Origin of the sequence: Bacillus sp. FSL W8-1127, from assembly GCF_038006725.1 — a bacterium.
Taxonomy (GTDB): Bacteria; Bacillota; Bacilli; order Bacillales; family DSM-4216; genus Bacillus_O; species Bacillus_O smithii.
Genome location: NZ_JBBOVU010000001.1, coordinates 317,450 through 342,922, shown reverse-complemented (window position 1 = coordinate 342,922; position 25,473 = coordinate 317,450). Strand labels below are relative to the sequence as shown.

The 25,473-nt window shown below is 43.2% G+C and carries 19 protein-coding genes, 8 tRNA genes and 3 rRNA genes; 4 read left to right on the top strand and 26 right to left on the bottom strand.

Translation table 11 applies throughout. The features are described 5' to 3' along the window. Positions 1-53: 53 nt before the first annotated feature. From NST12_RS01670 to gnd, 4 genes are all read right to left on the bottom strand, one after another. Positions 54-1,202 carry a thiolase family protein gene (locus NST12_RS01670; protein ID WP_270584300.1) on the bottom strand — a complete coding sequence of 383 codons (1,149 nt, stop codon included), beginning with the start codon at positions 1,200-1,202 and terminating at the stop codon, positions 54-56. Next, positions 1,187-2,653: an AMP-binding protein gene (locus NST12_RS01665; protein WP_341027880.1), complete on the bottom strand. Its 1,467-nt coding sequence runs from the start codon at positions 2,651-2,653 to the stop codon at positions 1,187-1,189. Before NST12_RS01665 ends, NST12_RS01670 begins: the two co-directional genes overlap by 16 nt. Before the next feature lie 7 nt (positions 2,654-2,660). Then, complete coding sequence (locus NST12_RS01660) at positions 2,661-3,215, bottom strand: biotin transporter BioY (protein WP_048622503.1); 555 nt, start codon at positions 3,213-3,215, stop codon at positions 2,661-2,663. A gap of 332 nt (positions 3,216-3,547) precedes the next feature. Next, positions 3,548-4,441, bottom strand: coding sequence for a phosphogluconate dehydrogenase (NAD(+)-dependent, decarboxylating) (gene gnd / locus NST12_RS01655; protein ID WP_003353154.1), 894 nt, complete (start codon positions 4,439-4,441; stop codon positions 3,548-3,550). A gap of 429 nt (positions 4,442-4,870) precedes the next feature. Between gnd and NST12_RS01650 the strand changes: the two genes are divergently transcribed. Beyond that, entirely contained in the window at positions 4,871-5,719 is an 849-nt protein-coding gene (locus NST12_RS01650; protein ID WP_003353155.1) for a MurR/RpiR family transcriptional regulator, read from the top strand. A 67-nt stretch (positions 5,720-5,786) separates the two neighbouring features. On the opposite strand, the gene NST12_RS01645 is transcribed toward NST12_RS01650, so the two are convergent. Then, entirely contained in the window at positions 5,787-6,443 is a 657-nt protein-coding gene (locus tag NST12_RS01645; protein ID WP_341027876.1) for a DUF975 family protein, read from the bottom strand. Positions 6,444-6,797: 354 nt separating this feature from the next. Here NST12_RS01645 and NST12_RS01640 point away from each other — a divergent pair, with 354 nt between their 5' ends. Continuing rightward, positions 6,798-7,334, top strand: coding sequence for a YceI family protein (locus NST12_RS01640; protein ID WP_003353157.1), 537 nt, complete (start codon positions 6,798-6,800; stop codon positions 7,332-7,334). A gap of 237 nt (positions 7,335-7,571) precedes the next feature. On the opposite strand, the gene NST12_RS01635 is transcribed toward NST12_RS01640, so the two are convergent. From NST12_RS01635 to NST12_RS01605, 7 genes are all read right to left on the bottom strand, one after another. Further along, entirely contained in the window at positions 7,572-8,387 is an 816-nt protein-coding gene (locus NST12_RS01635; RefSeq protein ID WP_082142221.1) for a lipid II flippase Amj family protein, read from the bottom strand. Between the two features lie 918 nt (positions 8,388-9,305). Beyond that, entirely contained in the window at positions 9,306-10,013 is a 708-nt protein-coding gene (locus NST12_RS01630) for an ABC transporter ATP-binding protein (protein ID WP_003353163.1), read from the bottom strand. After that, a complete protein-coding gene (locus tag NST12_RS01625) occupies positions 10,014-10,793 on the bottom strand; it encodes an ABC transporter ATP-binding protein (RefSeq protein WP_048622497.1) in 780 nt (259 codons plus the stop codon). It abuts the gene before it with no gap. Then, entirely contained in the window at positions 10,768-11,739 is a 972-nt protein-coding gene (locus NST12_RS01620; RefSeq protein WP_341027870.1) for a branched-chain amino acid ABC transporter permease, read from the bottom strand. The genes NST12_RS01625 and NST12_RS01620 overlap by 26 nt, the downstream gene beginning before the upstream one ends. A 9-nt stretch (positions 11,740-11,748) precedes the next feature. Further along, positions 11,749-12,627, bottom strand: coding sequence for a branched-chain amino acid ABC transporter permease (locus tag NST12_RS01615; RefSeq protein ID WP_003353169.1), 879 nt, complete (start codon positions 12,625-12,627; stop codon positions 11,749-11,751). 80 nt (positions 12,628-12,707) lie between these two features. Continuing rightward, the gene (locus NST12_RS01610; RefSeq protein WP_341027869.1) at positions 12,708-13,883 is read right to left on the bottom strand and encodes an ABC transporter substrate-binding protein; all 1,176 of its coding nucleotides are present in this window, start codon (positions 13,881-13,883) and stop codon (positions 12,708-12,710) included. 882 nt (positions 13,884-14,765) lie between these two features. After that, on the bottom strand, positions 14,766-15,560 hold the full coding sequence (locus tag NST12_RS01605) for an HAD family hydrolase (protein ID WP_341027865.1): 795 nt from the start codon (positions 15,558-15,560) through the stop codon (positions 14,766-14,768). A gap of 373 nt (positions 15,561-15,933) precedes the next feature. Here NST12_RS01605 and NST12_RS01600 point away from each other — a divergent pair, with 373 nt between their 5' ends. Together NST12_RS01600 and NST12_RS01595 are read left to right on the top strand one after the other, a co-directional pair. Beyond that, entirely contained in the window at positions 15,934-16,134 is a 201-nt protein-coding gene (locus NST12_RS01600; RefSeq protein WP_341027862.1) for a hypothetical protein, read from the top strand. Positions 16,135-16,160: 26 nt separating this feature from the next. Then, complete coding sequence (locus tag NST12_RS01595; protein ID WP_341027861.1) at positions 16,161-16,415, top strand: hypothetical protein; 255 nt, start codon at positions 16,161-16,163, stop codon at positions 16,413-16,415. Positions 16,416-16,515: 100 nt separating this feature from the next. Here the strand turns inward: NST12_RS01595 and rrf are convergent. The 14 genes from rrf to NST12_RS01525 form a co-directional block, all read right to left on the bottom strand. Next, positions 16,516-16,631 (bottom strand): 5S ribosomal RNA (rrf, locus tag NST12_RS01590). A 76-nt stretch (positions 16,632-16,707) separates the two neighbouring features. Further along, positions 16,708-19,640: ribosomal RNA gene (locus tag NST12_RS01585) — 23S ribosomal RNA — on the bottom strand. Positions 19,641-19,775: 135 nt separating this feature from the next. Continuing rightward, positions 19,776-21,330: ribosomal RNA gene (locus NST12_RS01580) — 16S ribosomal RNA — on the bottom strand. The 16S, 23S and 5S rRNA genes sit together here with 8 tRNA genes alongside, the layout of an rRNA operon. Positions 21,331-21,623: 293 nt before the next feature. Continuing rightward, positions 21,624-21,699: transfer RNA gene (locus NST12_RS01575), tRNA-Asp, on the bottom strand. Between the two features lie 91 nt (positions 21,700-21,790). Next, positions 21,791-21,867 (bottom strand) — tRNA-Arg (locus tag NST12_RS01570). 76 nt (positions 21,868-21,943) lie between these two features. Next, positions 21,944-22,015: transfer RNA gene (locus NST12_RS01565), tRNA-Gly, on the bottom strand. Positions 22,016-22,083: 68 nt separating this feature from the next. Next, a tRNA-Val gene (locus tag NST12_RS01560) sits at positions 22,084-22,159 on the bottom strand. Between the two features lie 8 nt (positions 22,160-22,167). Continuing rightward, positions 22,168-22,239: transfer RNA gene (locus tag NST12_RS01555), tRNA-Glu, on the bottom strand. 11 nt (positions 22,240-22,250) lie between these two features. Further along, positions 22,251-22,342, bottom strand: a tRNA-Ser gene (locus NST12_RS01550). An 88-nt stretch (positions 22,343-22,430) separates the two neighbouring features. Next, positions 22,431-22,504: transfer RNA gene (locus NST12_RS01545), tRNA-Ile, on the bottom strand. 10 nt (positions 22,505-22,514) lie between these two features. After that, positions 22,515-22,588, bottom strand: a tRNA-Gly gene (locus NST12_RS01540). A gap of 381 nt (positions 22,589-22,969) precedes the next feature. Continuing rightward, positions 22,970-23,764 carry a DUF817 domain-containing protein gene (locus NST12_RS01535; RefSeq protein ID WP_341100087.1) on the bottom strand — a complete coding sequence of 265 codons (795 nt, stop codon included), beginning with the start codon at positions 23,762-23,764 and terminating at the stop codon, positions 22,970-22,972. 106 nt (positions 23,765-23,870) lie between these two features. Further along, positions 23,871-24,092: a helix-turn-helix domain-containing protein gene (locus NST12_RS01530; RefSeq protein ID WP_003354823.1), complete on the bottom strand. Its 222-nt coding sequence runs from the start codon at positions 24,090-24,092 to the stop codon at positions 23,871-23,873. Between the two features lie 10 nt (positions 24,093-24,102). Then, entirely contained in the window at positions 24,103-24,585 is a 483-nt protein-coding gene (locus NST12_RS01525) for a DUF2975 domain-containing protein (RefSeq protein ID WP_048622490.1), read from the bottom strand. Positions 24,586-25,473 lie beyond the last annotated feature (888 nt).

Sequence of the window (25,473 nt, the reverse complement as noted above, 5' to 3'; positions counted from 1 at the left end):
AATCCCCTTTTCCCGCTCACGGATACAGTGCGGGAGAAGGGGATGATCAATGGTCATGATCGGAAACGTTGAAACAAAGCCGAAAGCCCAATTCCACCGCCTATCCCTAAAGTGGCAAGGCCCGTTTCTCCAAAATCACGCTTTATTTCATGAAAAAGCCTTGTCACAATAATGGCCCCTGATGCCCCATAAGGATGTCCAATGGCTAAGGCGCCTCCGTGAATATTCACTTTTTCTTCCGGCAACCCCAATTCGCGAATGGAAGCAATCACTTGAGAAGCAAAAGCTTCATTAAATTCAACCAAGTCAATGTCCTGTAGGCTGATTCCCGTTCTGTGCAGCAATCTCTTTACCGCTGGAACCGGTCCAATTCCAAGCAGATTCGGATCGACTCCAGCTACGGCACTGTCGACAAATTCCATCACCGGCTCCAGATTCAGTTCGCGACATTTTTCCAAAGACATCACAAGGACGATGGCCGCCCCGTCATTGATCGGACACGCATTCCCCGCTGTCACCGTCCCGCCTTCTTGAAAAACGGGCTTTAGTGCTCTCAATAAAGAAAGAGTAAGTCCGGGACGAGGACATTCATCTTGACTCTTATTGTTTATCGGGACAATTTCTTCAGCGAATAATTGATTTTCTTGGGCCTTGACAGCTTTTTGATGGCTTCGTAGTGCATACTCATCCTGTTCTTCTCGGCTCACATGATACACTCGTGCCACATTTTCCGCCGCGATCCCCATTTCCGGATCCCCGATCCAATCTGGAGAAAATCGTGCGCGTGTATAAATTCGCGGAGCAGCCGCCGAATATAAAGAAGCTGGCTTTTCTATTTTCCATGGCGCCAGACTAGTACTTTCCACTCCACCCGCTATATAGATATTTCCAGCACCGGCCTGAACGAAGCGGCAAGCAGTAATAATAGCTTCCAATCCAGATCCGCACTGACGGTCAATGGTCATGCCCGGTATTTCAACAGGCAAACCCGCTGTTAAAGCGGAAAGCCTGGCAAGATTTCCTCCAGGTCCCACCACGTTCCCTAAAATCACATCATCTATTTCTTCCGCGGGAATAGGGCATTCCTCTAAAACCGCTTGAATCACTTTCGCTGCCAACACTTCCGGCAGAACATTACGGAAAATTCCGCCAATTTTTCCAACAGCACTTCTTTTTGCTGCCACAATCACTGCTCTTGGCATGACAACACCTTCTCCAGCCACTGTTTTAATGTGAAGCGATCTACTTTTCCGCTTTTGGTCAAAGGCCAATGATCCATTTCAACCCATTGTTTTGGGCATTTGTAAGCAGCGAGATGCTGCCTGCAAAAACGCTTGATTTCTTCTTCCGATTCTTTTTTTCTCCACTGCACACACGCGACGCCTTTTTCGCCCCAATACTCGTCCTTTATTCCAATGACCACCGCTTCTTCTACCGAAGGATGCTTTTTAATGACATGCTCTACTTCCTCTGGGTAAACTTTCAGCCCTCCGCTTTTAAACATATTTTTGCGTCGCCCGACAATATGAAGGCGGCCTTGTGAATCCATTCTTCCCATATCGCCAACAGTGGCCCCAAAATGGGTTAACACTTTTTTCGTTTCGTTCTCGTCTTTTACATAACCGGAAAATAATAATGGGCTGTCTATGTAGACTTGCCCGATTTCCCCCGGTTCGACATCCCGTCCTGCTTGATCACAAATGCGAATGTGAACACCCGGAAATGGCTTGCTTCCTTTTTCTTCAGCCGGATATTCTTGATAAGCGACAAAGCTTAGCTCCGAAGCTCCATAATATTCAAACAATCTTGCCTGCGGAAAAAGCTGCTTTGCCCGCTCCTTTGAATTTTCCTCCCAATAAGCACCGGAAGCCAAAATCCATTTGACACTTTGATGGATGATGGGTTTCCATCGGTATTGAGCCATTATTTTTTCCAGCATCGTCGGGACAACATGCAGCATATCCACACAGCCTTGCTTCAACAGACGACAGACTTTGTCCACATCAAACGACTCAAGCATATAAAAAGTGCTGCCGCCATGAACGGCATGAACAGCGGCAAACAACGACAAAGAGTGGCATAAAGGCCCCGGAGCCAAAACGCTATGGCCGCTATGAAAACCAAAGGCTGTCTCTCCGGCGGAAAAGCTTTTAAGCCATGAACCATGATTGCGAACATAGCCTTTCGGTTTTCCCGTCGTACCTGAAGTAAATCCCAAATAAAAAAGGTCGTCTTCTGTCGGAGGCTTTGGCAAATTCGAACTGCCGGCAGAATACTGATACAGCTGTTCGACCGGTATTACCAAAGTTTCTTGCCATCCCGGAGAAGAATCATTCTCTGCAATCACTGCATCAGGGCAGGCAATACTCATGGCATGACGCAATTCCGCCGTCGTCCATTTTCTATCTAAAGGGACAGCGATCCAACCGAGACGAATAATCGCAAAAAAGGCTTCGAGGAATTCCGGCCTATTTCCTAGCCATAAAGCGACTTTTCGTCTTCTTCCCTCACCTAATATTTGAAGAAGCCTATCGGATATTCCTTTGATGTGATCCCGGAATTCCCTATAAGTAATCTGTGTGTGTTCAAAACAAACAGCCGGTGTATCTGGCTGCGTTTCTGCATAGTGCGATAATGATTCTCCTATATACATGACCGGCTCATCCTTCATCCGCAAACCTTTTGAAGGATAAACGCTTTCTCAATTCAATGGCTACTATGGCCGACACGATCGCTTTCGTCAAATCTCCCGGCAAGTAAATCAGAGCTGCTGTCATCGCCGCCAGCCATGGCGTACCGGTAACAACGGATAAATACGTTACTCCGCATAAGTAAACGAAAATCATCCCACCTAAAATATTAAAAAGAAGCAACTTCCACACATTTAGATTATTTCGATAGCGGTCCGCCAAATAACCGATCAAAAACGCCGCAATCGGATAAGACATAATATATCCTCCGCTCGGGCCAAGGAGTACGGACATACCTCCTCTTCCACCTGATAATACCGGAACGCCCATTGCTACTAACAGATCAAATAATAATAAACTCAAACCTCCCAATCTGGGACCAAGGACCGCCCCAGCCAGCATCACTCCAAATGTTTGAGCTGTGATCGGAACTGGCGAAAACGGACTTGGGATTGGCGGTATCAACCCTAGCGCCGCCACCACAGCTGTAAACATCGCCGCTAGCACCATATCTCTTGTTTTCATCTTCATCCTCCTCATGATGTATGATACTAGCATTATAGTAAACAATACTTTTTATGTAAACTGAAAAATAACAAAGTTTACATAAAACAAAACTTGCTCAGCCTGCTATACATTGATAAAAGGCTAGCCATCAAAACCCTATGGAACGCTCCCCCGCCCTCTCTACCTAATGCTTTAATGGCTTTCTTTTTTAATCCCTTTATCAATATCGGTGGACCGTCAATCGATGGAAAAAATCATCCATTAAAAAAGACCGCAACTACATCCTTTCTCAACGAATCACTCATGATCCGCGCTTTTAGGTGTAGTTAACGGTCCTGACAACGAATAGTTTAAGATCTTTCTACTGCATGCCCGCCAAATTCATTTCGTAAAGCAGCAACTACTTTTCCAGTAAAGGTATCGTTTTCGAGCGAACGATACCTCATCAATAAGGACAGGGCGATGACCGGTGTGGCCGTTTGTAAATCCAGAGCCGTTTCCACCGTCCATTTTCCTTCACCGGAAGAGTGCATCACGCCTTTGATGCCGTCTAATTTCGCATCTTTCGAGAAGGCGCGTTCGGTTAATTCCATCAGCCAGGAACGAATGACGGACCCATTGTTCCATACTCTCGCGACTTTTTCGTAGTCAAAATCAAAGTCGCTTTTCTCCAATACTTCAAATCCTTCTCCAATAGCGGCCATCATCCCGTATTCAATGCCGTTGTGGACCATTTTCAAGAAGTGGCCGCTGCCCGGTTTACCGGCATATAAATAGCCGTTTTCCACAGCGGTATCCCGGAAAATCGGTTCCACGATGTTCCAAGCTTCGGGATCTCCCCCTACCATATAACAAGCCCCATGGCGAGCTCCTTCCATGCCTCCGGAAGTACCGGCATCCATGAAGCGGATGCCTGCTTCTTTGAACTCGTTGTAGCGGCGAATCGATTCTTTATAGTGGGAATTCCCCGCTTCGATCACAATATCGTCTTTTTCCAAAAGCGGCTTCAGGTCGCTGAGGACGGAATCCACCACACCATGCGGCACCATGATCCAGACAATTCTTGGCTTTTCCAACGAGTCCACCAGTTCTTGTAAGCTGGAAGTTCCTTGAGCGCCATATTTTTGGATTTCTTCCACCGCCTTGGGATTGACGTCATACGCTACCACTTCGTGGCGATGGTCGATTAAGTTTTGGCCTAAATTCAGCCCCATTTTTCCTAAACCGATTAATCCAATTTTCATATTCATTCTCCTATCTTAATAGAAAAAAATTTTCTTTTTATCCTTATTTTATAATAAAAATTTTTTAATTCAAAGATGGCAATGAAAATATATTTTATTCACAGCTTTTTTCATGTACACTAAAATAAGAAACTTTCGTTCGACAACCCGATACGTATCCGGGACGAAATAGGATCAAAGAGCAATCGTCAAAAATTTTTCCAACTATATAGGTTATTCACGTAAGGCAGGCAACGGAGCTTATCATCATATGGAGATAAGACCTTCGGGAAGTGCAAAACACAAGAAATCAAAACCGTTTAATGGAAGCGTTCACAAGATTATGGTTAACAAAGCCAAAGAACCTGCAGATTCAGCCGCTGCACTATGATCATCCCTGCTTTGGATTGCTTGTCTGTTTTAAAAACACGAAAAAGGAGAGAGTGACTTATGGCCACCCGATCTTGCTTGCAAACCATTCGATCTGCTTATTCCAGCTTTAGTCCTAAGGAACAAACGATTGCCGATTACTTTTTGGAAAAACCGCAAGAAGTTATCCACAGCACTATCAACCAAGTAGCTGACGACCTCCAAGTGGCCGAAGCTACGATTTTCCGTTTTTGCAAACGTATAGGTTTTAAAGGGTTTCAAGCAATGAAAATCGCCTTGGCATCTGAAATTGTGACCCCCATTCAAGATATACATGAAAACATATTAGAAGATGATACAAGCGATCAAGTCGCTGAAAAAGTGTTCCAATCCAATATCCGAACATTGCAAGATACTCTGAACATTTTAAACCTTCAACACTTTGGGGAAGCGGTTGAGTATCTCCTGCAGGCAAAAAAAATTTCATTTTACGGCACAGGCGGCTCAGCCATCGTGGCTTTGGATGCTCAGCACAAATTTATGAGAACAGGCATCCCTACAGAGGCATTTATGGATGCCCACTTTCAAATCATGTCCGCCTCCTTGCTGTCCAAACAAGATGTCGCGGTCTTTATCTCTCATTCCGGAATGAATAAAGATTTGCTTGAAATTGTGGATGTTGCTAAAAAAACCGGCTGTAAAACCATTGCCATTACCAGTTTTTCGAAATCGCCGCTCACTCAAAAGGCCGATCTATCCTTGCATACCGTTTCACAAGAAACCGAATATCGTTCAGAAGCTCTCGCTTCGCGCATTGCCCAATTGTCCATCATTGACGCTTTATTTGTCAACGTCATGAAGGAGAGAAAAGAAAAAGCCGCAGGCACGCTTCAAAAAATACGGGAAGCAATCGCTGTGAAAAAAGTGTGAACAACGCTTTTTCTCTTACGAAAAAAACCACCCATTTGTAAATGAGCGGCAGCATGTAATCCTTCGATTATGGTTGGGGAACTTCTTCCCTTTTTTGAGAGATTTCTTCATAAAAACGGGCTAATGAGCTGTAGACGTAAGGAACTAACCAAAGAAACCCGATACCTAAAGTAATCAAACTGAGGATGAACCAGCCAATAAAACTTAATTGCAGCAGAAAGTATCTCCATTTGTATCCGTTCATCATTTTTCTGCTCTCTGTAATGATTTGATTTAATGAATAGTCCGGATGATCTTTCAAAATAAAGTAAGCTTGAGAATAAGCGAAGCTCTTAATAATACCGGGAATGACTAATAATAAAGACCATAAAAACGTGTAAATGGTTATGAGAATGGTCAAGCCGAGCGATTTCCAGTACAACTTGCCGGAGAACAGCTCGAACGTGTTCTTTATTTGAACAGGTTCTTTTCTCACCAATCGTAAAAATACCCAACTGTATCCAACCGTAACCGGTGTTAACAACAATGTGAGGATTTGAGACACAATGGCAGGCCAGTTTTGCTCTTCAGACGCCCATCGTGTAAAACCGCCGCTTAAAATGACTTCTACTAAATAAGGGACAACTGAATAAACCAAAAAGACGACGATGCTCAAAAGCACTGCAAATCCCCAATGGTTTTTTAGCGCCTGCCGCGCTTCTCTCTTGATGCTCCTTATTTTCATGCTTTTTCATCTCCTCTCCATACAACATATTCAAAAGACATCAAAAATTGTTTAAAAAAAGTTAATGAATAAGTCTATTTTTTTGTTTTCCCACTCCTCCTAAAGCCTAATTGCTTTAGAATTTAACTTATCTAAAACGTACTTTCATTCATCCAATGTGTTGATCTTTTTCCTAAACCCTTCTCCCGATACTGTTTCATTCTCCTTTAACATCTATCTTACGAGCGCTTGTATGAAAAAACTGTTTAAATTGACAATTGTTACTATCACTCTTATACTTTAATTATCGCATTATATTATTTATTAACACTAACTTACTTTTAGTAATAATATTGGTGAATTGGAGGAATCAAAATGACCATTTCCAGATGGATCGTGGACCCGGCCCATAGTAACATTGATTTTTCTGTCAGACATATGATGATATCGAGAGTAAGGGGCGCATTTAAAAACTTCAATGCTTCCATTGAAGCGGATCCAACCGATTTAACAACGGCAAAGATTCAAGTAGAAATCGATTTAGCCAGCATTGACACTCGCAACAGTGACCGTGATCAACATTTAAAGTCCGCTGATTTCTTTGACATCGAAAAATACCCAACATTGACATTTCGCACTACAAACATTCACAAAAAAGGCGATGGAGAGTATGAAGTAACGGGAGATGTCAATTTTCATGGCGTCACTCGCCCAGAAACATTTACAGTAGTGTTTGAAGGCTTGGCGAAAGATCCTATGAGCGGTAAAGAAAAAGCAGGATTTTCCGCTAATGGCGTGATTAAACGCAGCGACTACAACCTGACTTGGAATGCTCCGCTCGAAACCGGCGGTGTTCTTGTCGGCGATGACGTTAAAGTAGCCATCTACATTGAAGCTGCAAAAGAAGATTAAAAGAAAAGCCCGAATGGGGGCCATACGCCTCCTTCGGGCTTTTACATCATCACGTTAGATCGTGGTTCTTTTCTACTCCTATCTTAGACCTTTATCAGGCCAATAAATAAGGACATTAAGTTTTTTATCAAGAACAAATTTTAAAAAGATAAATAAAAGGACATTACATATTTTATATGGCTAAAATGTAATGTCCTTTTTTTAAATGAACGCCCTCTTAGTGGAATAACCTCTTCATTAAATCCACTTGGCAAACCAAGCGACATAGTAGGCAGCGGGAATAAACAAAAATTGAGCCACGATTGTGCCTAAAAATTTTGAACTAACCATTGTCAAAGTGTAACTTTTTAAATAAATATAATCAATTTGATTTTTCATTACTCTATCTGCTAATACAGAAGCTTTTGGATCAATAAACAAAGTTAACAAAATGGTCGCTATTCCATTTATAATCCCAGATGACATTAATGCAGCCTGTGCATAATATTTCGGAACTAACAATGAAGCATATATGGAAGAGAGTACACCAGTTGTAAATATAGCAGAAATAATGATATTTATCACAAAAAGACGTTTAGGTATTGTTTTTAAGGTAATCCCTTTTAGGTAGGTAAATCTCGGCAATCTAAAACATTTCAAAACTTTTTTAAAACCTTCTATATTAAAGAACTTAAAAAATAAAGTGATCATCGAACCTCGTTCATTTGACAATTGAACGATGGCTCTTGAGAAGACGTTGATAAATGTCGGAAAAAGAAAAATCCCCAGTAAAACTCCAATTGAAGTTAATCCCATTAAAATTCTATACTGCTCCTCTATAAAATGTAATCTATTTATATCTGGAGCTTCTGCAATAAGTTTTGCTGTTAAAGGTTGTTGAATGGTTGTAGATAATCTTGAAACGACCACTAATGTACTAAACAAAGATATTGCAGTTGCGATTAACTTTACTCTTGCCCCTGAAATCCTCGTTGAATAGGCCAAAGTCTCAATCATTGTGATAACTAATAAAAATGAAGAGATGATCATTACTTTACTTGTAATTAGTTCCATAAAAATCCCCCTCATAAATAAAATTATTCTAACCGTAAACAATGTTTCATCAACTTACCGACCATATCATTTTGAATTTCTTCATTAGATGAATCGTCTTGTCTGTTTTTTGCTTTAACAAGTTGCAGGGGATTGGCCCTTGCACTCTCATATGGATTCCTCAACCATGGGACAAACTCCATCAAGTTTTCTTAAACGAATCTCCCTGTAATCTTTCTTTTTCTCCCGTAAATACATAAAATATTGCTTTAAAGCATAACGGTTTAGTTTTTACTGTATTACTGCGTTTCCCTGTTGTATTTAAATAGTTCAGATACTCAACGACAGGAATCAAAGGAAATCCCACTTCACCACTAATACATTATCTCCTGCTGTCATTCTCTAAAGACTTCGCTACGCCTCCCGCTTTGGACTATGCCCTTTCCTAAAAAACTAATTATTTTAAATTTTCATCCAAAATCGATATATCTATTATGTATGAAAAAAGAGGATATATGTCCTTAAACTGAACATAATACCCTCTAATCATCTTAGTATATTTAAAATTTCCAAAGTTCTTTTCGTTTTACGTCCCATAAATCCCTCCATAATCCGTTTTGCACTTCGACTTTTATTTTCGTTTCTTGTAAAAGAATGCTGATAAAAATATAGATATACCAAGAGCAATAAATCCGCTTGAATCGAGAAAATTTATTAATGTTGACTTTTCTTTCATATCTTTTATGAATAATAAAAGGCCATACGAAGCAAAAAAAATTCCTGATACAATACTTATTTTTCCAATGAGAGACAAATCTTTCATGAAATACAACACTCCACATTCACCATTTTTTCTATAACATTAGCAGAAACCATTGAAATGATTAAAACACTTCCGCCTTGTTCAGACGGAAGTGTTTTAATCAGAACTTTTGTCCATTATTGCCCTCCTAAATAAGCATGTTTGATTTGATCGCTTTCGTTCAGCTCTTCCGGAGTTCCGGACAGGACGACTTTCCCTGTTTCAATCACGTAAGCTCGATCGGCTACTGACAGAGCCATATTGGCATTTTGCTCCACCAGCAAAATGGTTGTACCAGTTTCATTGATTTCCTGAATAATTCGGAAAATGGTTTTCACTAAAAGAGGCGCTAATCCCATGGAAGGTTCATCCAGCAGCAGCAGTTTCGGACGAGCCATCAATGCTCGGCCCATGGCTAGCATTTGCTGCTCTCCGCCCGATAAAGTTCCCGCCTGCTGCTTCCAACGTTCCTGCAGCCGCGGAAACAACTGAAAAACTTTTTCGTAATCTTTGCGAATCTCATCTTTATCCTTCCTCAAAAAAGCTCCTAATTCCAAATTTTCTTGAACAGACATATTCGCAAAAATTCGACGTCCTTCCGGAACGTGAGAAATCCCCATCTTAACGATTGCTTGAGCCGGTTTTCCCATAATAGATTGATTCTCGTACTCTATTTTTCCTGATTTCGGCTTTAGCAATCCGGAAATCGTTTTTAACAGTGTACTCTTTCCAGCGCCATTCGCTCCTATCAGCGTCACAATTTCGCCTTGATGAATATCCAAAGACACACCCTTTAAAGCATGAATATTTCCATAATAAACATGAATATCTTCTATTTTCAGCATTTACGATACCTCCTCGCCCAGATAGGCTTCAATGACTTTCGGATTGTTTCGAATTTCCTCCGGTGTTCCCTGGGCAATCAGCTGTCCGTGGTCGAGGACGTAAATCCGTTCGCAAACACCCATGACTAAATTCATATCATGTTCAATCAACAAGATCGTCAATTCAAACTGATCGCGGATAAACGCAATCAAATTCATTAAATCATGAGTTTCCTGCGGATTCATTCCGGCTGCCGGCTCATCAAGCAATAAAAGCTTTGGATTCGCTGCGAGAGCTCTCGCAATTTCCAAACGCCGCTGCTGTCCGTATGGCAAGTTTTTTGCCTTTTCGTGTACATAACCTTCCAGTTTGAAAAGCTTTAGAATGTCCAGCGATTTTTCTTCTATTTCCTTTTCATTCTTAAAATGGGAAGGAAGGCGAAAAATGGAGCTGATAATAGAGTTTTTCGCTGAAGAGTGATAAGCCACTTTCACATTGTCAAGAACAGAAAGGTCCTGAAACAGTCGAATGTTTTGGAAAGTGCGGCTGATGCCTTTTCGTGTAATTTTAAAAGGCGCCATTCCATTTAACCGTTCACCGTTAAACAAAAGATTTCCTTCCGTCGGTACATATACGCCGGTTAAAAGGTTAAAAAAAGTAGTTTTGCCGGCTCCGTTTGGTCCGATTAGCCCGACAAGCTCCCCTTTATAAATTTCCATATTGGCCTCGGCCACAGCTTTTAAGCCGCCAAATCGAATTCCGACATTCTCCACTTTAAGCAACGGTTTGTTTGTTGTCATGGTTCGTTCCCCCTTCAGCTGCACGTTTCTTGAAAAATGTCGCCAGTTCTTTTGTCCCCATCAGTCCTTGAGGGCGGAACAACATCATGAGAATCAAAACAAGACTATATATCACCATGCGGGTTTCCGGATAATCTTGAAGAAACGTGGAAATAATCGTCAGCAAGATCGCTGAAATAACCGCTCCAGACATGCTCCCTAATCCACCTAATACAACAAAAATCAAGATATCAAAAGACTTTAAAAATCCGAAGTTAGTCGGCTGAATGATGTAAAAGTTGTGGGAATATAAACCTCCGGCCACCCCGGCAAAAAACGCCCCTATCACAAATGCCACCACTTTATAAAAAGTAGTATTAATCCCCATCGCATCAGCAGCGATTTCATTTTCACGGACGGAAATACATGCTCGTCCATGTCTGGAATTCGTAAAATTGGCTATCACCACAATAGCAATCAGCGTACAGGCAAATACCCATGGCCACGTGGTAAAATGAGAGACTTGCATCCCGCTTGCTCCCCCGACATAATCAATATTCAATAATGCAATCCGCAATATCTCTCCAAATCCCAGTGTGGCAATGGCCAAATAGTCTCCTTTTAAGCGAAGCGTCGGAATCCCGATGATCAATCCTGCCACAGCTGCTGCCACTCCGCCTATCAAAAGGGCTGCCGAAAAAGGCAATTGAAACTTCATCGTCATAATCGCCGATGCATATGCCCCCACCGCTAAAAACCCGGCATGGCCAATCGAAAATTGTCCTGTAATACCAATAATAAGGTGAAGACTGACCGCCAATATGATATTGATGCCAATTAAAAATAGTGTGTTTAAATAGAAGGAATTAAGAATTTGCCCGGTAATAAGAATTTGAACCACTGCAAATGCTGCGAGCGCCAATATGATGGAAAGCCAAAAGCCTTTTGTATGTCTGATCGTCATCATTTTTTCCTCCTACACTTTTTCTCTTACATTTTTTCCAAACAAGCCGGACGGTCGAAAAATTAACAGCAGAATCAAAACGATAAATGCCGCCCCATCGCGCCATAATGAAAAGCCCATTGCACTGACCAACGATTCAATGACACCGAGAAGCAAACCTCCCACCATGGCTCCCGGAATAATCCCTATACCCCCCAATACGGCTGCGACGAAAGCTTTCAGTCCTGGGATAATTCCCATGAGTGGATCAATTTTGGTATAGTAAATTCCAAAAATAACTCCGGCAGCGCCTGCTAAAGCAGAACCGATGGCAAAAGTGGCCGATATGGTGCGGTCTACGCTGATTCCCATTAATCGTGCAGCTTCCGCATCATAGGAAACGGCCCGCATGGCCTTTCCTACCTTTGTTCGATGTACGATAAACTGAAGAACGATCATTAATACAATGGAGGTAAAAAGGATCAACAGCGATTGGCTATTGATCGTAACCCCGAAAATGTTGATATTTTTTTCGGGAAGAACATTGCTTGGATATGCTTCCGGCTGTGCTCCGTGCAAATAGATCGTGCCATATTCAATAAACAAAGAAACTCCAATCGCTGTGATCAGCGCGGCAATTCTCGTAGCATTGCGCAATGGCTTATAGGCAATGCGTTCAATGAGCACGCCAAACACTGCGCAAACCGCCATCGCCAACAGCAAAGCCGGGAAAAAACCGAAATGAAACACGGTGACGGAGTAAAATCCGATAAAGGCTCCTACCATAAAAACATCACCATGTGCAAAATTAATCAATTTCACGATTCCATAAACCATGGTATATCCGAGAGCAAGTAAAGCATAGATGCTGCCGAGCGATATTCCGTTTACTAATTGTTGAACGAATTCCATTATGCATGCTCCTCCCATCCTTGTGGCTTAATCCCTTTGAAAATTCAAAATAGGGGGAAAGATCCCCCCTATCTTCAAGATTATGGATTCACTTTTGTTTTAAATACTTGCTTACCATCCTTATATTCTAAGATAGAGGCGGATTTAATCGGATTATGATCTTTGTCAAAAGTCAAGGTGCCTGACACCAATTCAAGATTCTTTGTGTCTTCCAGTGCTTTTTTGATTTTCTCCGGATCTGTGCTTCCCGCCCTTTTTATTGCATCTGCCAACAGGTAAGCCGTATCATAGCCAAGCGCATTAAAGGCATCTGGAGAATCTCCATTATATTTTGCTTTAAATTTTTTCACAAATTTCTGAATTTTTTGATCCGGATCTCCGGAAGAATAGTGATTCGTAATATAAGTATTATTCAATGCCTTTGGCCCGGCAATTTTCACCAGTTTTGGTGAATCCCAACCGTCTCCGCCCATAATCGGAACGTTTAAACCAATTTCACGAGCCTGTTTTACAATCAGCCCTACTTCTTCATAGTAGCCCGGCAAGTAAATAAACTGTGGATTTTCGCCTTTGATTCTTGTTAATGTAGCATGAAAATCTGTATCTTTTGCTACATACGCTTCTTTTGAAACGATTTTCCCGCCCGTTTTCTTAAAGGATTTTTCAAAAGCACTTGCCAACCCTTTTGCATAATCACTCGAGCTGTCAATGAGAATCGCCGCTTTTTTCACTTTCAGTTGATCGGCTGCAAAATTCGCTGCGACCGTCCCTTGAAATGGGTCGATAAAACAAGTCCGAAACACATAGTCATTCAGCTTTCCACCCTTTACAGTCACTTCCGGATTCGTGGCTGTCGGCGTAATTAAAGGAATCTTGTTATCTTGCGCCACTTGTACTTGTGCAAGCGTATTGGTACTTGTTGCAGAACCTACAAGGACCGCTACTTTATCTTGGCTCACCAGCTTAATGGCGGTGCTCGTAGCTTCAGCCGCATCAGATTTATTATCCGCTTTGATTAATTCAATTTTCTTCCCATCAATTCCTTTTTTATTAATATCATCTAATGCGAGAGCAAATCCCTCAGCAATGGATTGCCCATACGATGCCACATTCCCCGACAGTTCGAGATCGGCGCCCACCTTGATCGTTTTGCCGTTCGATGCGCTTCCGCCGGTGGTGCTGCTGGCTCCGCACCCTGCCATGAGTACGGTTGAGAATAATAAAGTCAGCGTAATACTAGAAAATTTTTTCTTCATAAAAATTCCCCCATTTTTTTATTTCTTTCCTAACAAATGAATGAACGACGCAGACCTCCTTCTTATACTAATAAAATATTACAATTATTTGATATATATTAATATTCTGAAAATATTGTATATTATTCTTTCCTTTTAGTCCAGTCATTCTTTAATATTTTTATTCTTTTTGTATGAATAAAAATACTCATTTACCTACTCGAAATATATTGATTTCCAAGTGTTCATCTAGTTTTTCTTCTATTATTTGGGAAAATTGTCATCTCTTTTTACCTAGGTCCATCTTAATAAATTATCATGATCACTCGCACAAAAAACTTGCTCGTCATTCTGTACGAATGGTTATTAAAGAGCAATAATTTTCTTAAATATTTATGTCTGTATTTTACTAGTATAGGGTTAGCCTTGCTTATATATAGTAATAGACTATTAAGCAAAAACGTTTGTGAAATGGAAAACGGAAAAATCTAAGAGAAAGTAGTCCTAAAGGGTCATGCAGTAAATAATGAAACTAGGAGGCGTTGATTTATAAGATGTTCACTCAACGCTCGATTTGCACTCTATAAAAGCAATGGCTATTCAGTTCTCATATTTGAGAAAAACCACTGTCATTCTTTTCACACATAAGAACGATTTTGCCGTTTTTCACAAAATAGATCTACTTAATAAAAACCCTCTAAAGCAGATCTCAGTTAGCAACCACCCATAACAGGCAGGTCACTCTTGTTTTTGCGTCTACTGTTAGAGGGAATCTTGTTTTTATGAATAAAATCAGGTCAACATGTTCTGACGGAACAAAACGATGCTATTGTTGCTTTCCGACGAAAAAACATCGATCGATTAAGAATTGCACAAATATCAGCCATAGCAGATATCATGATCTTATCGCGGAAGAAGAACGGTCGTATCCAAAACGTCTTTCAATCGCTCTACACGATAGGTCGGTTTTGCTCCCTCCATTTTTTTGCCGTCTCCGTGATCAATCCAGATCGAATCGATTCCGGCGTTATTGGCCCCTAAAATATCAGTACTCACATTATCCCCCACCATAATGGCTTCTTTTGCTGAAATCTCCATTAAGCGGAGAGCATGTTGAAATAAACGAGGATCCGGTTTGCCAAAACCAAAGTTGCCGGAAATCACAATATGTTCAAAGTATGGAATCAAACGCTTCTCCATCGCCAGCTTTTCCAGCTGCAGGGAAGGCGAGCCGTTCGTCAACAGCAGCAACCGAAAACCTCTTGTTTTTAATTGCTCCAAAACTTCATAAGTATCGTCAAACACAAACGATGTAGAACGTCGAACTTCTTGAAACTTTTTTTTCGCTCCTTCCGCCTCCTCTTCCGGAACACCGGAAAGCTGAAGGCCCTCTTTCCACGCTTTCAATTGATAGTCTGAAATAAGCATTCCCATCTCCCGAAACTTCCAATGGTGGACATCCGTAAATCTCCCCCATAATCCTTCAAATGGGTTGATGCCAATTTTTTGGGTAAACTCGAAGAATGGATAAGTGGAATATAATTTTCTTGCACAATCACGGACATTCGCTTCCAGTTCGGCAGAATCCAATCCATATTTTTCTGCCAGTTCCCCACATGTCACATCAAACGCACGCTGTATGCTCTTACGATCGTTTAATAAAGTATCATCCAAATCAAAAAAAATAGCTTTTTTCATTATTTCATAGCTCTCCTTGAACTTTTCTTTGTGCCAAAATCAATAAGTTTTTTCCACTATAACTTACCTCGCCAATTGAACCGATGAAAACATTGGTCATATATTTCTTTTTTTCGACAAAAACTGCTTTATTTCCTACTATATTTTCTGTTTTTTTAAAATTTATTTTATAAATAAAGACCTCTTAGTACCCGCTGTTTTATAATTAAGTTTGAAAAATGTTGAAGTAAAAAAGAATAGAACATTAAAGGTATAATGGTCTACAAATCGAAAATATCTTGAAAACTGTATGGATTGATCAGATTCTTCGATGGTATGTTTCTTATCATTCATGGGAATTTGGTCAAATTGTAAAATGAAGAGAGGCGCAAACATGGAGTTATGGAAACAACTTCTTTTAAACGGCTGTGTAAAGCTATTTTGGAAAAACGAAATTCTATATCAGTTTATAGCAGATATCTCTCAAGAAGGATTTGAAATTTACATTTTTGATTGTTCAAATTGGAATTCTCGAAACTACCATAAAGATTTGGCATCTGTCCCCACTTTCCAAATGATTATGGTAAAAACTTAAATGCCTTTGACGATTGTTTATCAGATGTGGTTCCGGATGGAATAGGTTTAGGTTTAGTTTTAGTATTCAAAAACTATGATATATTCTCCAAAAGAGATCCAAAAGCGGCTTATGACATTTTGGATATCATTCAAAACAATTCTTGGAGATTTCTACTTGAAGACATAAAACTTATTGCTTTCGTGCAATCAAATGATGCCAAAATAGACTTTCCAAATTTGGACGGGATGTCTGCTGAATGGAACAATAAAGAATGGCTGGATCAAAATAGAGGATTATAAGCTTTGTCAATCCATACAGTCTTATTCTGTAAGCTATCAACATAAAAATTTAACAAATGAAAAAGTCCGAGATCTAATTGGATCCCGGACTTTTTCATTCGCCTGGCAGCGTCCTACTCTCGCAAGGGGAATCCCCTCACTACCATCGGCGCTGAAGAGCTTAACTTCCGTGTTCGGGATGGGAACGGGTGTGACCTCTTCGCCATCGCCACCAGACGGTATGAAGTTGTCGGAACGATTGTTCCTTCAAAACTAGATAGAAGAAGCAGTTTCACCGATTTCGCGCTTTCTTTTGGTTAAGTCCTCGATCGATTAGTATCCGTCAGCTCCACGTGTCACCACGCTTCCACCTCGGACCTATCTACCTGATCATCTTTCAGGGATCTTACTTTCCGAAGAAATGGGAAATCTCATCTTGAGGGGGGCTTCATGCTTAGATGCTTTCAGCACTTATCCCTTCCGCACATAGCTACCCAGCGATGCCTCTGGCGAGACAACTGGTACACCAGCGGTGCGTCCATCCCGGTCCTCTCGTACTAAGGACAGCTCCTCTCAAATTTCCTGCGCCCGCGACGGATAGGGACCGAACTGTCTCACGACGTTCTGAACCCAGCTCGCGTACCGCTTTAATGGGCGAACAGCCCAACCCTTGGGACCGACTACAGCCCCAGGATGCGATGAGCCGACATCGAGGTGCCAAACCTCCCCGTCGATGTGGACTCTTGGGGGAGATAAGCCTGTTATCCCCGGGGTAGCTTTTATCCGTTGAGCGATGGCCCTTCCATACGGAACCACCGGATCACTAAGCCCGACTTTCGTCCCTGCTCGACTTGTAGGTCTCGCAGTCAAGCTCCCTTCTGCCTTTGCACTCTGCGAATGATTTCCAACCATTCTGAGGGAACCTTTGGGCGCCTCCGTTACCTTTTAGGAGGCGACCGCCCCAGTCAAACTGCCCACCTGACACTGTCTCCCACCCCGATCAGGGGTGCGGGTTAGAATTTCAGTACAGCCAGGGTAGTATCCCACCGGCGCCTCCACCGAAGCTGGCGCTCCGGTTTCCAAGGCTCCTACCTATCCTGTACAAGCTGTACCAAAATTCAATATCAGGCTGCAGTAAAGCTCCACGGGGTCTTTCCGTCCTGTCGCGGGTAACCTGCATCTTCACAGGTACTATAATTTCACCGAGTCTCTCGTTGAGACAGTGCCCAGATCGTTACGCCTTTCGTGCGGGTCAGAACTTACCTGACAAGGAATTTCGCTACCTTAGGACCGTTATAGTTACGGCCGCCGTTTACTGGGGCTTCGGTTCGCACCTTCAAGCAAAGCTTTAAGCGCTCCCCTTAACCTTCCAGCACCGGGCAGGCGTCAGCCCCTATACTTCGCCTTACGGCTTCGCAGAGACCTGTGTTTTTGCTAAACAGTCGCCTGGGCCTATTCACTGCGGCTTCTCGGGGCTATGCACCCCAAAAAGCACCCCTTCTCCCGAAGTTACGGGGTCATTTTGCCGAGTTCCTTAACGAGAGTTCTCTCGCACACCTTAGGATTCTCTCCTCGCCTACCTGTGTCGGTTTGCGGTACGGGCACCTTTTTCCTCGCTAGAGGCTTTTCTTGGCAGTGTGGAATCAGGAACTTCGGTACTATATTTCCCTCGCCGTCACAGCTTGAGGTTAGTGGCAACGGGATTTGCCTCGCTGCCCCTCTTACTGCTTGGACGCACATCCAGCAGTGCGCTTACCCTATCCTCCTGCGTCCCCCCATCGCTCAAACGGAAAAGAGGTGGTACAGGAATATCAACCTGTTGTCCATCGCCTACGCCTGTCGGCCTCGGCTTAGGTCCCGACTAACCCTGAGAGGACGAGCCTTCCTCAGGAAACCTTAGGCATTCGGTGGAAGGGATTCTCACCCTTCTTTCGCTACTCATACCGGCATTCTCACTTCTAAGCGCTCCACCAGTCCTTCCGGTCTGGCTTCTCTGCCCTTAGAACGCTCTCCTACCGCGGACACCCGAAGGTGTCCACCCGCAGCTTCGGTGATACGTTTAGCCCCGGTACATTTTCGGCGCAGAATCACTCGACCAGTGAGCTATTACGCACTCTTTAAATGGTGGCTGCTTCTAAGCCAACATCCTGGTTGTCTAAGCAATTCCACATCCTTTTCCACTTAACGTATACTTTGGGACCTTAGCTGGCGGTCTGGGCTGTTTCCCTTTTGACCACGGATCTTATCACTCGCAGTCTGACTCCCAAGGATAAGTCACTGGCATTCGGAGTTTGTCTGAATTCGGTAACCCGATGAGGGCCCCTAGTCCAAACAGTGCTCTACCTCCAAGACTCTTTCCTTGAGGCTAGCCCTAAAGCTATTTCGGAGAGAACCAGCTATCTCCAAGTTCGATTGGAATTTCACCCCTACCCACACCTCATCCCCGCACTTTTCAACGTGCGTGGGTTCGGGCCTCCAGTAAGTGTTACCTCACCTTCACCCTGGACATGGGTAGATCACCTGGTTTCGGGTCTGCGACCCCATACTCATGCGCCCTGTTCAGACTCGCTTTCGCTGCGGCTCCGTCTTTCCGACTTAACCTCGCATGAGATCGCAACTCGCCGGTTCATTCTACAAAAGGCACGCCATCACCCGTAAACGGGCTCTGACTACTTGTAGGCACACGGTTTCAGGTTCTCTTTCACTCCCCTCCCGGGGTGCTTTTCACCTTTCCCTCACGGTACTGGTTCACTATCGGTCACTAGGGAGTATTTAGCCTTGGGAGATGGTCCTCCCAGCTTCCGACGGGATTCCTCGTGTCCCGCCGTACTCAGGATCCACCAGGGAGGGAACGAAGTTTCGACTACAGGGTTGTTACCTTCTCTGACGGGCCTTTCCAGACCTCTTCGTCTACCTCGTTCCTTTGTAACTCCACGATTGGTGTCCTACAACCCCAGAAGGCAAGCCTTCTGGTTTGGGCTGTTCCCGTTTCGCTCGCCGCTACTCAGGGAATCGCTGTTGCTTTCTCTTCCTCCGGGTACTTAGATGTTTCAGTTCCCCGGGTTGCCTTCCTTACCCTATGGATTCAGGCAAGGATGCTGCCCCATTACGGGCAGCGGGTTTCCCCATTCGGAAATCTCCGGATCAACGCTTACGTACAGCTCCCCGGAGCTTTTCGGAGTTAGTCCCGTCCTTCATCGGCTCCTAGTGCCAAGGCATCCACCGTGCGCCCTTTCTAACTTAACCATGTTGGTTTTATCCTAGATGGCGATACTCGGTTTATGCTGCTTCTTTTTTCTATCTAGTTTTCAAGGAACAACTTGGAAGGATGAAATCCTTCAAAACTGAACAAAACGAAAGCGTACTTAAGAATATCCCTAGAAAGGAGGTGATCCAGCCGCACCTTCCGATACGGCTACCTTGTTACGACTTCACCCCAATCATCTGCCCCACCTTCGGCGGCTGGCTCCCGTAAGGGTTACCTCACCGACTTCGGGTGTTGCAAACTCTCGTGGTGTGACGGGCGGTGTGTACAAGGCCCGGGAACGTATTCACCGCGGCATGCTGATCCGCGATTACTAGCGATTCCGGCTTCATGCAGGCGAGTTGCAGCCTGCAATCCGAACTGAGAATGGTTTTTTGGGATTAGCTCCACCTCGCGGTTTCGCGACCCTTTGTACCATCCATTGTAGCACGTGTGTAGCCCAGGTCATAAGGGGCATGATGATTTGACGTCATCCCCACCTTCCTCCGGTTTGTCACCGGCAGTCACCTTAGAGTGCCCAACTGAATGCTGGCAACTAAGGTCAAGGGTTGCGCTCGTTGCGGGACTTAACCCAACATCTCACGACACGAGCTGACGACAACCATGCACCACCTGTCACTCCGTCCCCCGAAGGGGAACCCTCTATCTCTAGAGGTAGCGAAGGATGTCAAGACCTGGTAAGGTTCTTCGCGTTGCTTCGAATTAAACCACATGCTCCACCGCTTGTGCGGGCCCCCGTCAATTCCTTTGAGTTTCAGCCTTGCGGCCGTACTCCCCAGGCGGAGTGCTTAATGCGTTAGCTGCAGCACTAAAGGGTGGAAGCCCTCTAACACTTAGCACTCATCGTTTACGGCGTGGACTACCAGGGTATCTAATCCTGTTCGCTCCCCACGCTTTCGCGCCTCAGCGTCAGTTACAGACCAGAGAGCCGCCTTCGCCACTGGTGTTCCTCCACATCTCTACGCATTTCACCGCTACACGTGGAATTCCGCTCTCCTCTTCTGCACTCAAGTCTCCCAGTTTCCAATGACCCTCCACGGTTGAGCCGTGGGCTTTCACATCAGACTTAAGAGACCGCCTGCGCGCGCTTTACGCCCAATAATTCCGGACAACGCTTGCCACCTACGTATTACCGCGGCTGCTGGCACGTAGTTAGCCGTGGCTTTCTGGTCAGGTACCGTCAAGGTACCGCCCTGTTCGAACGGTACTTGTTCTTCCCTGACAACAGAGCTTTACGATCCGAAGACCTTCTTCGCTCACGCGGCGTTGCTCCGTCAGACTTTCGTCCATTGCGGAAGATTCCCTACTGCTGCCTCCCGTAGGAGTCTGGGCCGTGTCTCAGTCCCAGTGTGGCCGATCACCCTCTCAGGTCGGCTACGCATCGTCGCCTTGGTGAGCCGTTACCTCACCAACTAGCTAATGCGCCGCGGGCCCATCTGCAAGCGGCAGCTTGCGCCGCCTTTCAACCTTCCTTCATGCGAAGGAAGATATTATCCGGTATTAGCCCCGGTTTCCCGGAGTTATCCCCGTCTTGCAGGCAGGTTGCCCACGTGTTACTCACCCGTCCGCCGCTAACTTTCAAAAAGCAAGCTTCTTGAAAGTCCGCTCGACTTGCATGTATTAGGCACGCCGCCAGCGTTCGTCCTGAGCCAGGATCAAACTCTCCAAAAAGAAATTTGACTTGGCTTGTTTCTATCGAAACATTGGTTTACGTTTCGTTTTGTTCAGTTTTCAAGGATCCAACTTTTGAATCTATCAAAATCGCATTATCAAAAGCGACGTTTTATATTATATTACCTTCTTGCATTTGTGTCAACAACTTTTTTATTAAAAGTTGTTTTGATCATCTCTTTTAAGTCAGCTATTTATTTATACACCCAACACAAAAGAAATGCAAGGGGAAAATTTTCTCTGAGAAAAAATGCTTTATCGGTTTTTTCCTTTACCGACCTCTTTTGATTTCATGGCGGTCCCGACGGGAATCGAACCCGCGATCTCCTGCGTGACAGGCAGGCGTGATAACCGCTACACTACGGGACCTTGAAAAAAGTTTTTAAAACCAAAAAGACTTAATATTAAATTTCTGCACATAACGGTTATAGAACGAGCTATTAAAACTGAAAATTTTTCATGGCGCGCCCAAGAGGAGTCGAACCCCTAACCTTCTGATCCGTAGTCAGACGCTCTATCCAATTGAGCTATGGGCGCAAGTATATCGAAAAAAGGCTCAAAGTATGATCATGATCAGTTTCAATTTTTCATTCCCTTACTGAAATAAAAAAAGAGCGGAAGACGGGACTCGAACCCGCGACCCCCACCTTGGCAAGGTGGTGTTCTACCACTGAACTACTTCCGCACGACCTTATAAAAGGCATGAAAACCAAATCCTGATGTCCACTACACTTCAAAAAAGTTACATGGTGATGGTGGAGGTTGACGGGATCGAACCGCCGACCCCTTGCTTGTAAGGCAAGTGCTCTCCCAGCTGAGCTAAACCTCCATTGAGGATGACCCGTACGGGATTCGAACCCGTGTTACCGCCGTGAAAGGGCGGTGTCTTAACCACTTGACCAACGGGCCAAAATATTTCATGGCGGAGAGCAAGGGATTCGAACCCTTGAGACGGCGTTGACCGTCTACACGATTTCCAATCGTGCTCCTTCGACCACTCGGACAGCTCTCCCCACTCTTCGCAGACCATTGCTTGTTTATGTCAACTGCCGATTGCGAATCCATTCATTTTACTACGCATCAGTATACAATATGAAGAATGGGCCTAAATGGACTTGAACCATCGACCTCACGCTTATCAGGCGTGCGCTCTAACCAGCTGAGCTATAGGCCCGAACTATTTTTGGAGCGGGTGATGGGAATCGAACCCACGACAACAGCTTGGAAGGCTGTGGTTTTACCACTAAACTACACCCGCTTTATTAAAATGCTTATCAAAAAGACATGAATTATTATAGTATTGTATTTTATTTTTGTAAATAGTTTTTTTGAAATTCTTTTTCCATAGATATGGTGTAAGATTACAATAAAGTTATTTAATTTTATAACCTCAAACACACAAAACCCCATTCTGATTTAGGACGCTAAAGTTTCAAGTGAATATTTTCACAAAAACCCCTAATAAATGCATTCCGGCAGAATGATCAAGCTATTTTTAGAGAAAAAAAGTAACAATTCAACGTTGCTTTTTCCAATTTATCTTATTCGAAATTTTGTACGCTAGGAGAACTTCAACCTAAAAAAGTCGAATTCCTTACTATGCTAAGGTTCCGACTTTTTAAAAAAGGGTTCTTAACAGTTATAAAAATTGACTATTACTAGTTTCTCCTAGTTGAATTTTTCCCTTAGCCTGCTTTAACGTCGCTACTATAAGAAAGCTAACAATCACTAATAAGAGCCATGAACTCACCTTTCCTAGATGAACGAGACTCCATGCATCGGTTTGGTTTGGATATTCCCAAGCTCCAAAGAACGTTGCGATATTTTCGGCTATCCATATAAAAAATCCGATAAGCACAAAAGAAAGTGTGAGTGGCATACGGTAACGAGTTCCATCAACCTCGTATGTGACCCATGATTGCCAAAAGACGATAATTACAAGTCCAGATAACCACCAACGAACGTCAATCCAATAATGGTGGGTGAAAAAATTCAAATAAATCGCAGCTGCAAGAGGTACAACTACCAAAAACGGTGGCCACTTAACCAGTTCAACCTTAAGCCTCCTCCACGCCTGGCAAAGATAACTCGCTACACTTGCGTACATAAATCCACTATATAAAGGCACTCCAAAAATTTTGAAATATCCTTCCTCTGGATAAGACCAGGAGCCCATATGTACCTTGAAAATTTCAAGAGCAAGTCCAATAAGGTGGAACAATGTGATAACCTTAAGTTCATCCCGTGTTTCAAGCCCAGAACGCACCATCCACCACTGCATCAGAAGACAGATGATGAGCAGCCAGTCATACCGTGGTAGGAAGGGAAGTGGCATGATTTTTGTAAAAGCCAAAGAGGCAAAAATAACGACAGGAAACAAACATGATAGGGCCTGCTCCCAACCAAAAAAAACGAGTTGTTTTAGTGCTCTCATGATTTGTTCCTCCAAAGGTTTTTTCTGAATATATGCAAGTCCTGCTTAGTATAGTAGCTAGCTCACCGCCGATAACTTTCTTTTCCTTTCAATGTTTCCTACTTTATTAATCTTGGATGTCTTCATCACTTCGGTATTCTAAGATATCTCCAGGCTGACATTCTAAAGCCTTACAAATCGCATCTAAAGTTGATAATCGAATCGCTTTTGCCTTTCCATTTTTCAATATAGAAAGATTAGCCATCGTGATTCCAACCCTCTCCGAAAGTTCTGTGACGCTCATTTTCCTTTTAGCCAGCATCACATCAATATTGATGATAATTGCCATATTATTCACCTCAGATCGTTAAATCATTTTCTGATTTTATATCGATGGCTTCTTGTAAAAGCCTTTGAAGAACAGCAGCAAAGACTGCAATAATCGTTGAAGCAAAAATAATGCCCAATCCGATTAGCATGATACCTGGGGCGTCTTCTAATTTCGCAACGATATAGAAGAAGGGCAAACCCGGCACATACGAGATACTGATTATGACCGCACAGTATTTTATATTCTTTAAAGCCTTTACGGATAATTCCGAGAAAGCTTTTTTCTTGTCAATATAACTTAAAAGTTTAAAAGCCTGATACAGAGCGAAGAAAAATGGTATCGCCGATACATACATAACGATTAAAAAGCCATATAGTACATAAGCGTACTCCGAATTATTTTCTGCTGCTTCTTTAGCTAACATAGGCAACCCAAATATACATAAAGCAAGAACTGGAGTTCCGATAATAAAAACAGCTATTTTTAAAAACAATGTTGATCTTTGTTTCATAAAAAGCACCTCACTTATTTATTTTTGAATAAATTTTAATACGTTATTTATCGTTTCGCAATAAAAATTTATTAAATATTGATAAAAATTTGTTGTTAAACTTGAACAAAAACTTGAAGTCGGGAAAACCTTACCATTGATTCTCATATAATCGAGTAGGAGGGAGCGATTAACTCCCGTCCTCTCACACCACCGTACGTACGGTTCCGTATACGGCGGTTCAATTAAGATAATTGACGCAAGTCTTTATAACTTCCGTGAATAGCTGTTCTCTTTATGCCAGTGGTCACTCCACCCTCCAAGAGGTCTCCCACGGGATTCACCGCTTCCTCCCTCAAGTGAGGTACTACGTTTTCTGTGTTCATCATGACTCACTGAATACCAAGGGCTATTCTCTCTTAATTGTTCGGTCCTTCTTAGTTGTTCTAGACCAACTAATACTATGACCTCTGCTGACTTCTGACGGTTCAGCTACTTATCACTAAGTAGGTTATGAAGAGTACTTCACATATCCGCCAGACCTCCCCGGGTAAGTACATGCACTTTCACACCATCTATCCGCCTCATTTACTCGATATGACCTTCGACAGAAAGAGCTTTGTTTTGTTATGCAAACTCACTCAATCATACCTAGCCTTATATGAGGTTCGTGTTCCTCGGACCGGTGTTTTGCCTCCAGCTTCCTTCAGATTCCGCGTCACCACGGACACCCTTGCTCTTGGCTAACCTCTACTTCTGTCTTCGGGGTTCGGGACTTACACCCTATAGTTCATGTACATGCCGGGCGCACATTATAGAAGCATCTCTGATTTCACAGAGATGCTTCCAGACTGTCGACAAATCCGAAAAAACCGGATTTGCCGACAGTCTTTTTTTGTATAATTAAGA

Coding starts and splice junctions, on each gene's coding strand:
- NST12_RS01670 (WP_270584300.1), bottom strand. CDS start 1,202: ATGCCAAGAGCAGTGATTGTGGCAGCAAAAAGAAGTGCTGTTGGAAAA.
- NST12_RS01660 (WP_048622503.1), bottom strand. CDS start 3,215: ATGAAAACAAGAGATATGGTGCTAGCGGCGATGTTTACAGCTGTGGTG.
- NST12_RS01610 (WP_341027869.1), bottom strand. CDS start 13,883: ATGAAGAAAAAATTTTCTAGTATTACGCTGACTTTATTATTCTCAACC.
- NST12_RS01525 (WP_048622490.1), bottom strand. CDS start 24,585: ATGAAACAAAGATCAACATTGTTTTTAAAAATAGCTGTTTTTATTATC.
- NST12_RS01645 (WP_341027876.1), bottom strand. CDS start 6,443: ATGAAAATAAGGAGCATCAAGAGAGAAGCGCGGCAGGCGCTAAAAAAC.
- NST12_RS01530 (WP_003354823.1), bottom strand. CDS start 24,092: ATGGCAATTATCATCAATATTGATGTGATGCTGGCTAAAAGGAAAATG.
- NST12_RS01665 (WP_341027880.1), bottom strand. CDS start 2,653: ATGTATATAGGAGAATCATTATCGCACTATGCAGAAACGCAGCCAGAT.
- NST12_RS01630 (WP_003353163.1), bottom strand. CDS start 10,013: ATGCTGAAAATAGAAGATATTCATGTTTATTATGGAAATATTCATGCT.
- NST12_RS01600 (WP_341027862.1), top strand. CDS start 15,934: ATGGAGTTATGGAAACAACTTCTTTTAAACGGCTGTGTAAAGCTATTT.
- NST12_RS01535 (WP_341100087.1), bottom strand. CDS start 23,764: ATGAGAGCACTAAAACAACTCGTTTTTTTTGGTTGGGAGCAGGCCCTA.
- gnd (WP_003353154.1), bottom strand. CDS start 4,441: ATGAAAATTGGATTAATCGGTTTAGGAAAAATGGGGCTGAATTTAGGC.
- NST12_RS01620 (WP_341027870.1), bottom strand. CDS start 11,739: ATGATGACGATCAGACATACAAAAGGCTTTTGGCTTTCCATCATATTG.
- NST12_RS01615 (WP_003353169.1), bottom strand. CDS start 12,627: ATGGAATTCGTTCAACAATTAGTAAACGGAATATCGCTCGGCAGCATC.
- NST12_RS01650 (WP_003353155.1), top strand. CDS start 4,871: ATGGCCACCCGATCTTGCTTGCAAACCATTCGATCTGCTTATTCCAGC.
- NST12_RS01640 (WP_003353157.1), top strand. CDS start 6,798: ATGACCATTTCCAGATGGATCGTGGACCCGGCCCATAGTAACATTGAT.
- NST12_RS01605 (WP_341027865.1), bottom strand. CDS start 15,560: ATGAAAAAAGCTATTTTTTTTGATTTGGATGATACTTTATTAAACGAT.
- NST12_RS01625 (WP_048622497.1), bottom strand. CDS start 10,793: ATGACAACAAACAAACCGTTGCTTAAAGTGGAGAATGTCGGAATTCGA.
- NST12_RS01635 (WP_082142221.1), bottom strand. CDS start 8,387: ATGGAACTAATTACAAGTAAAGTAATGATCATCTCTTCATTTTTATTA.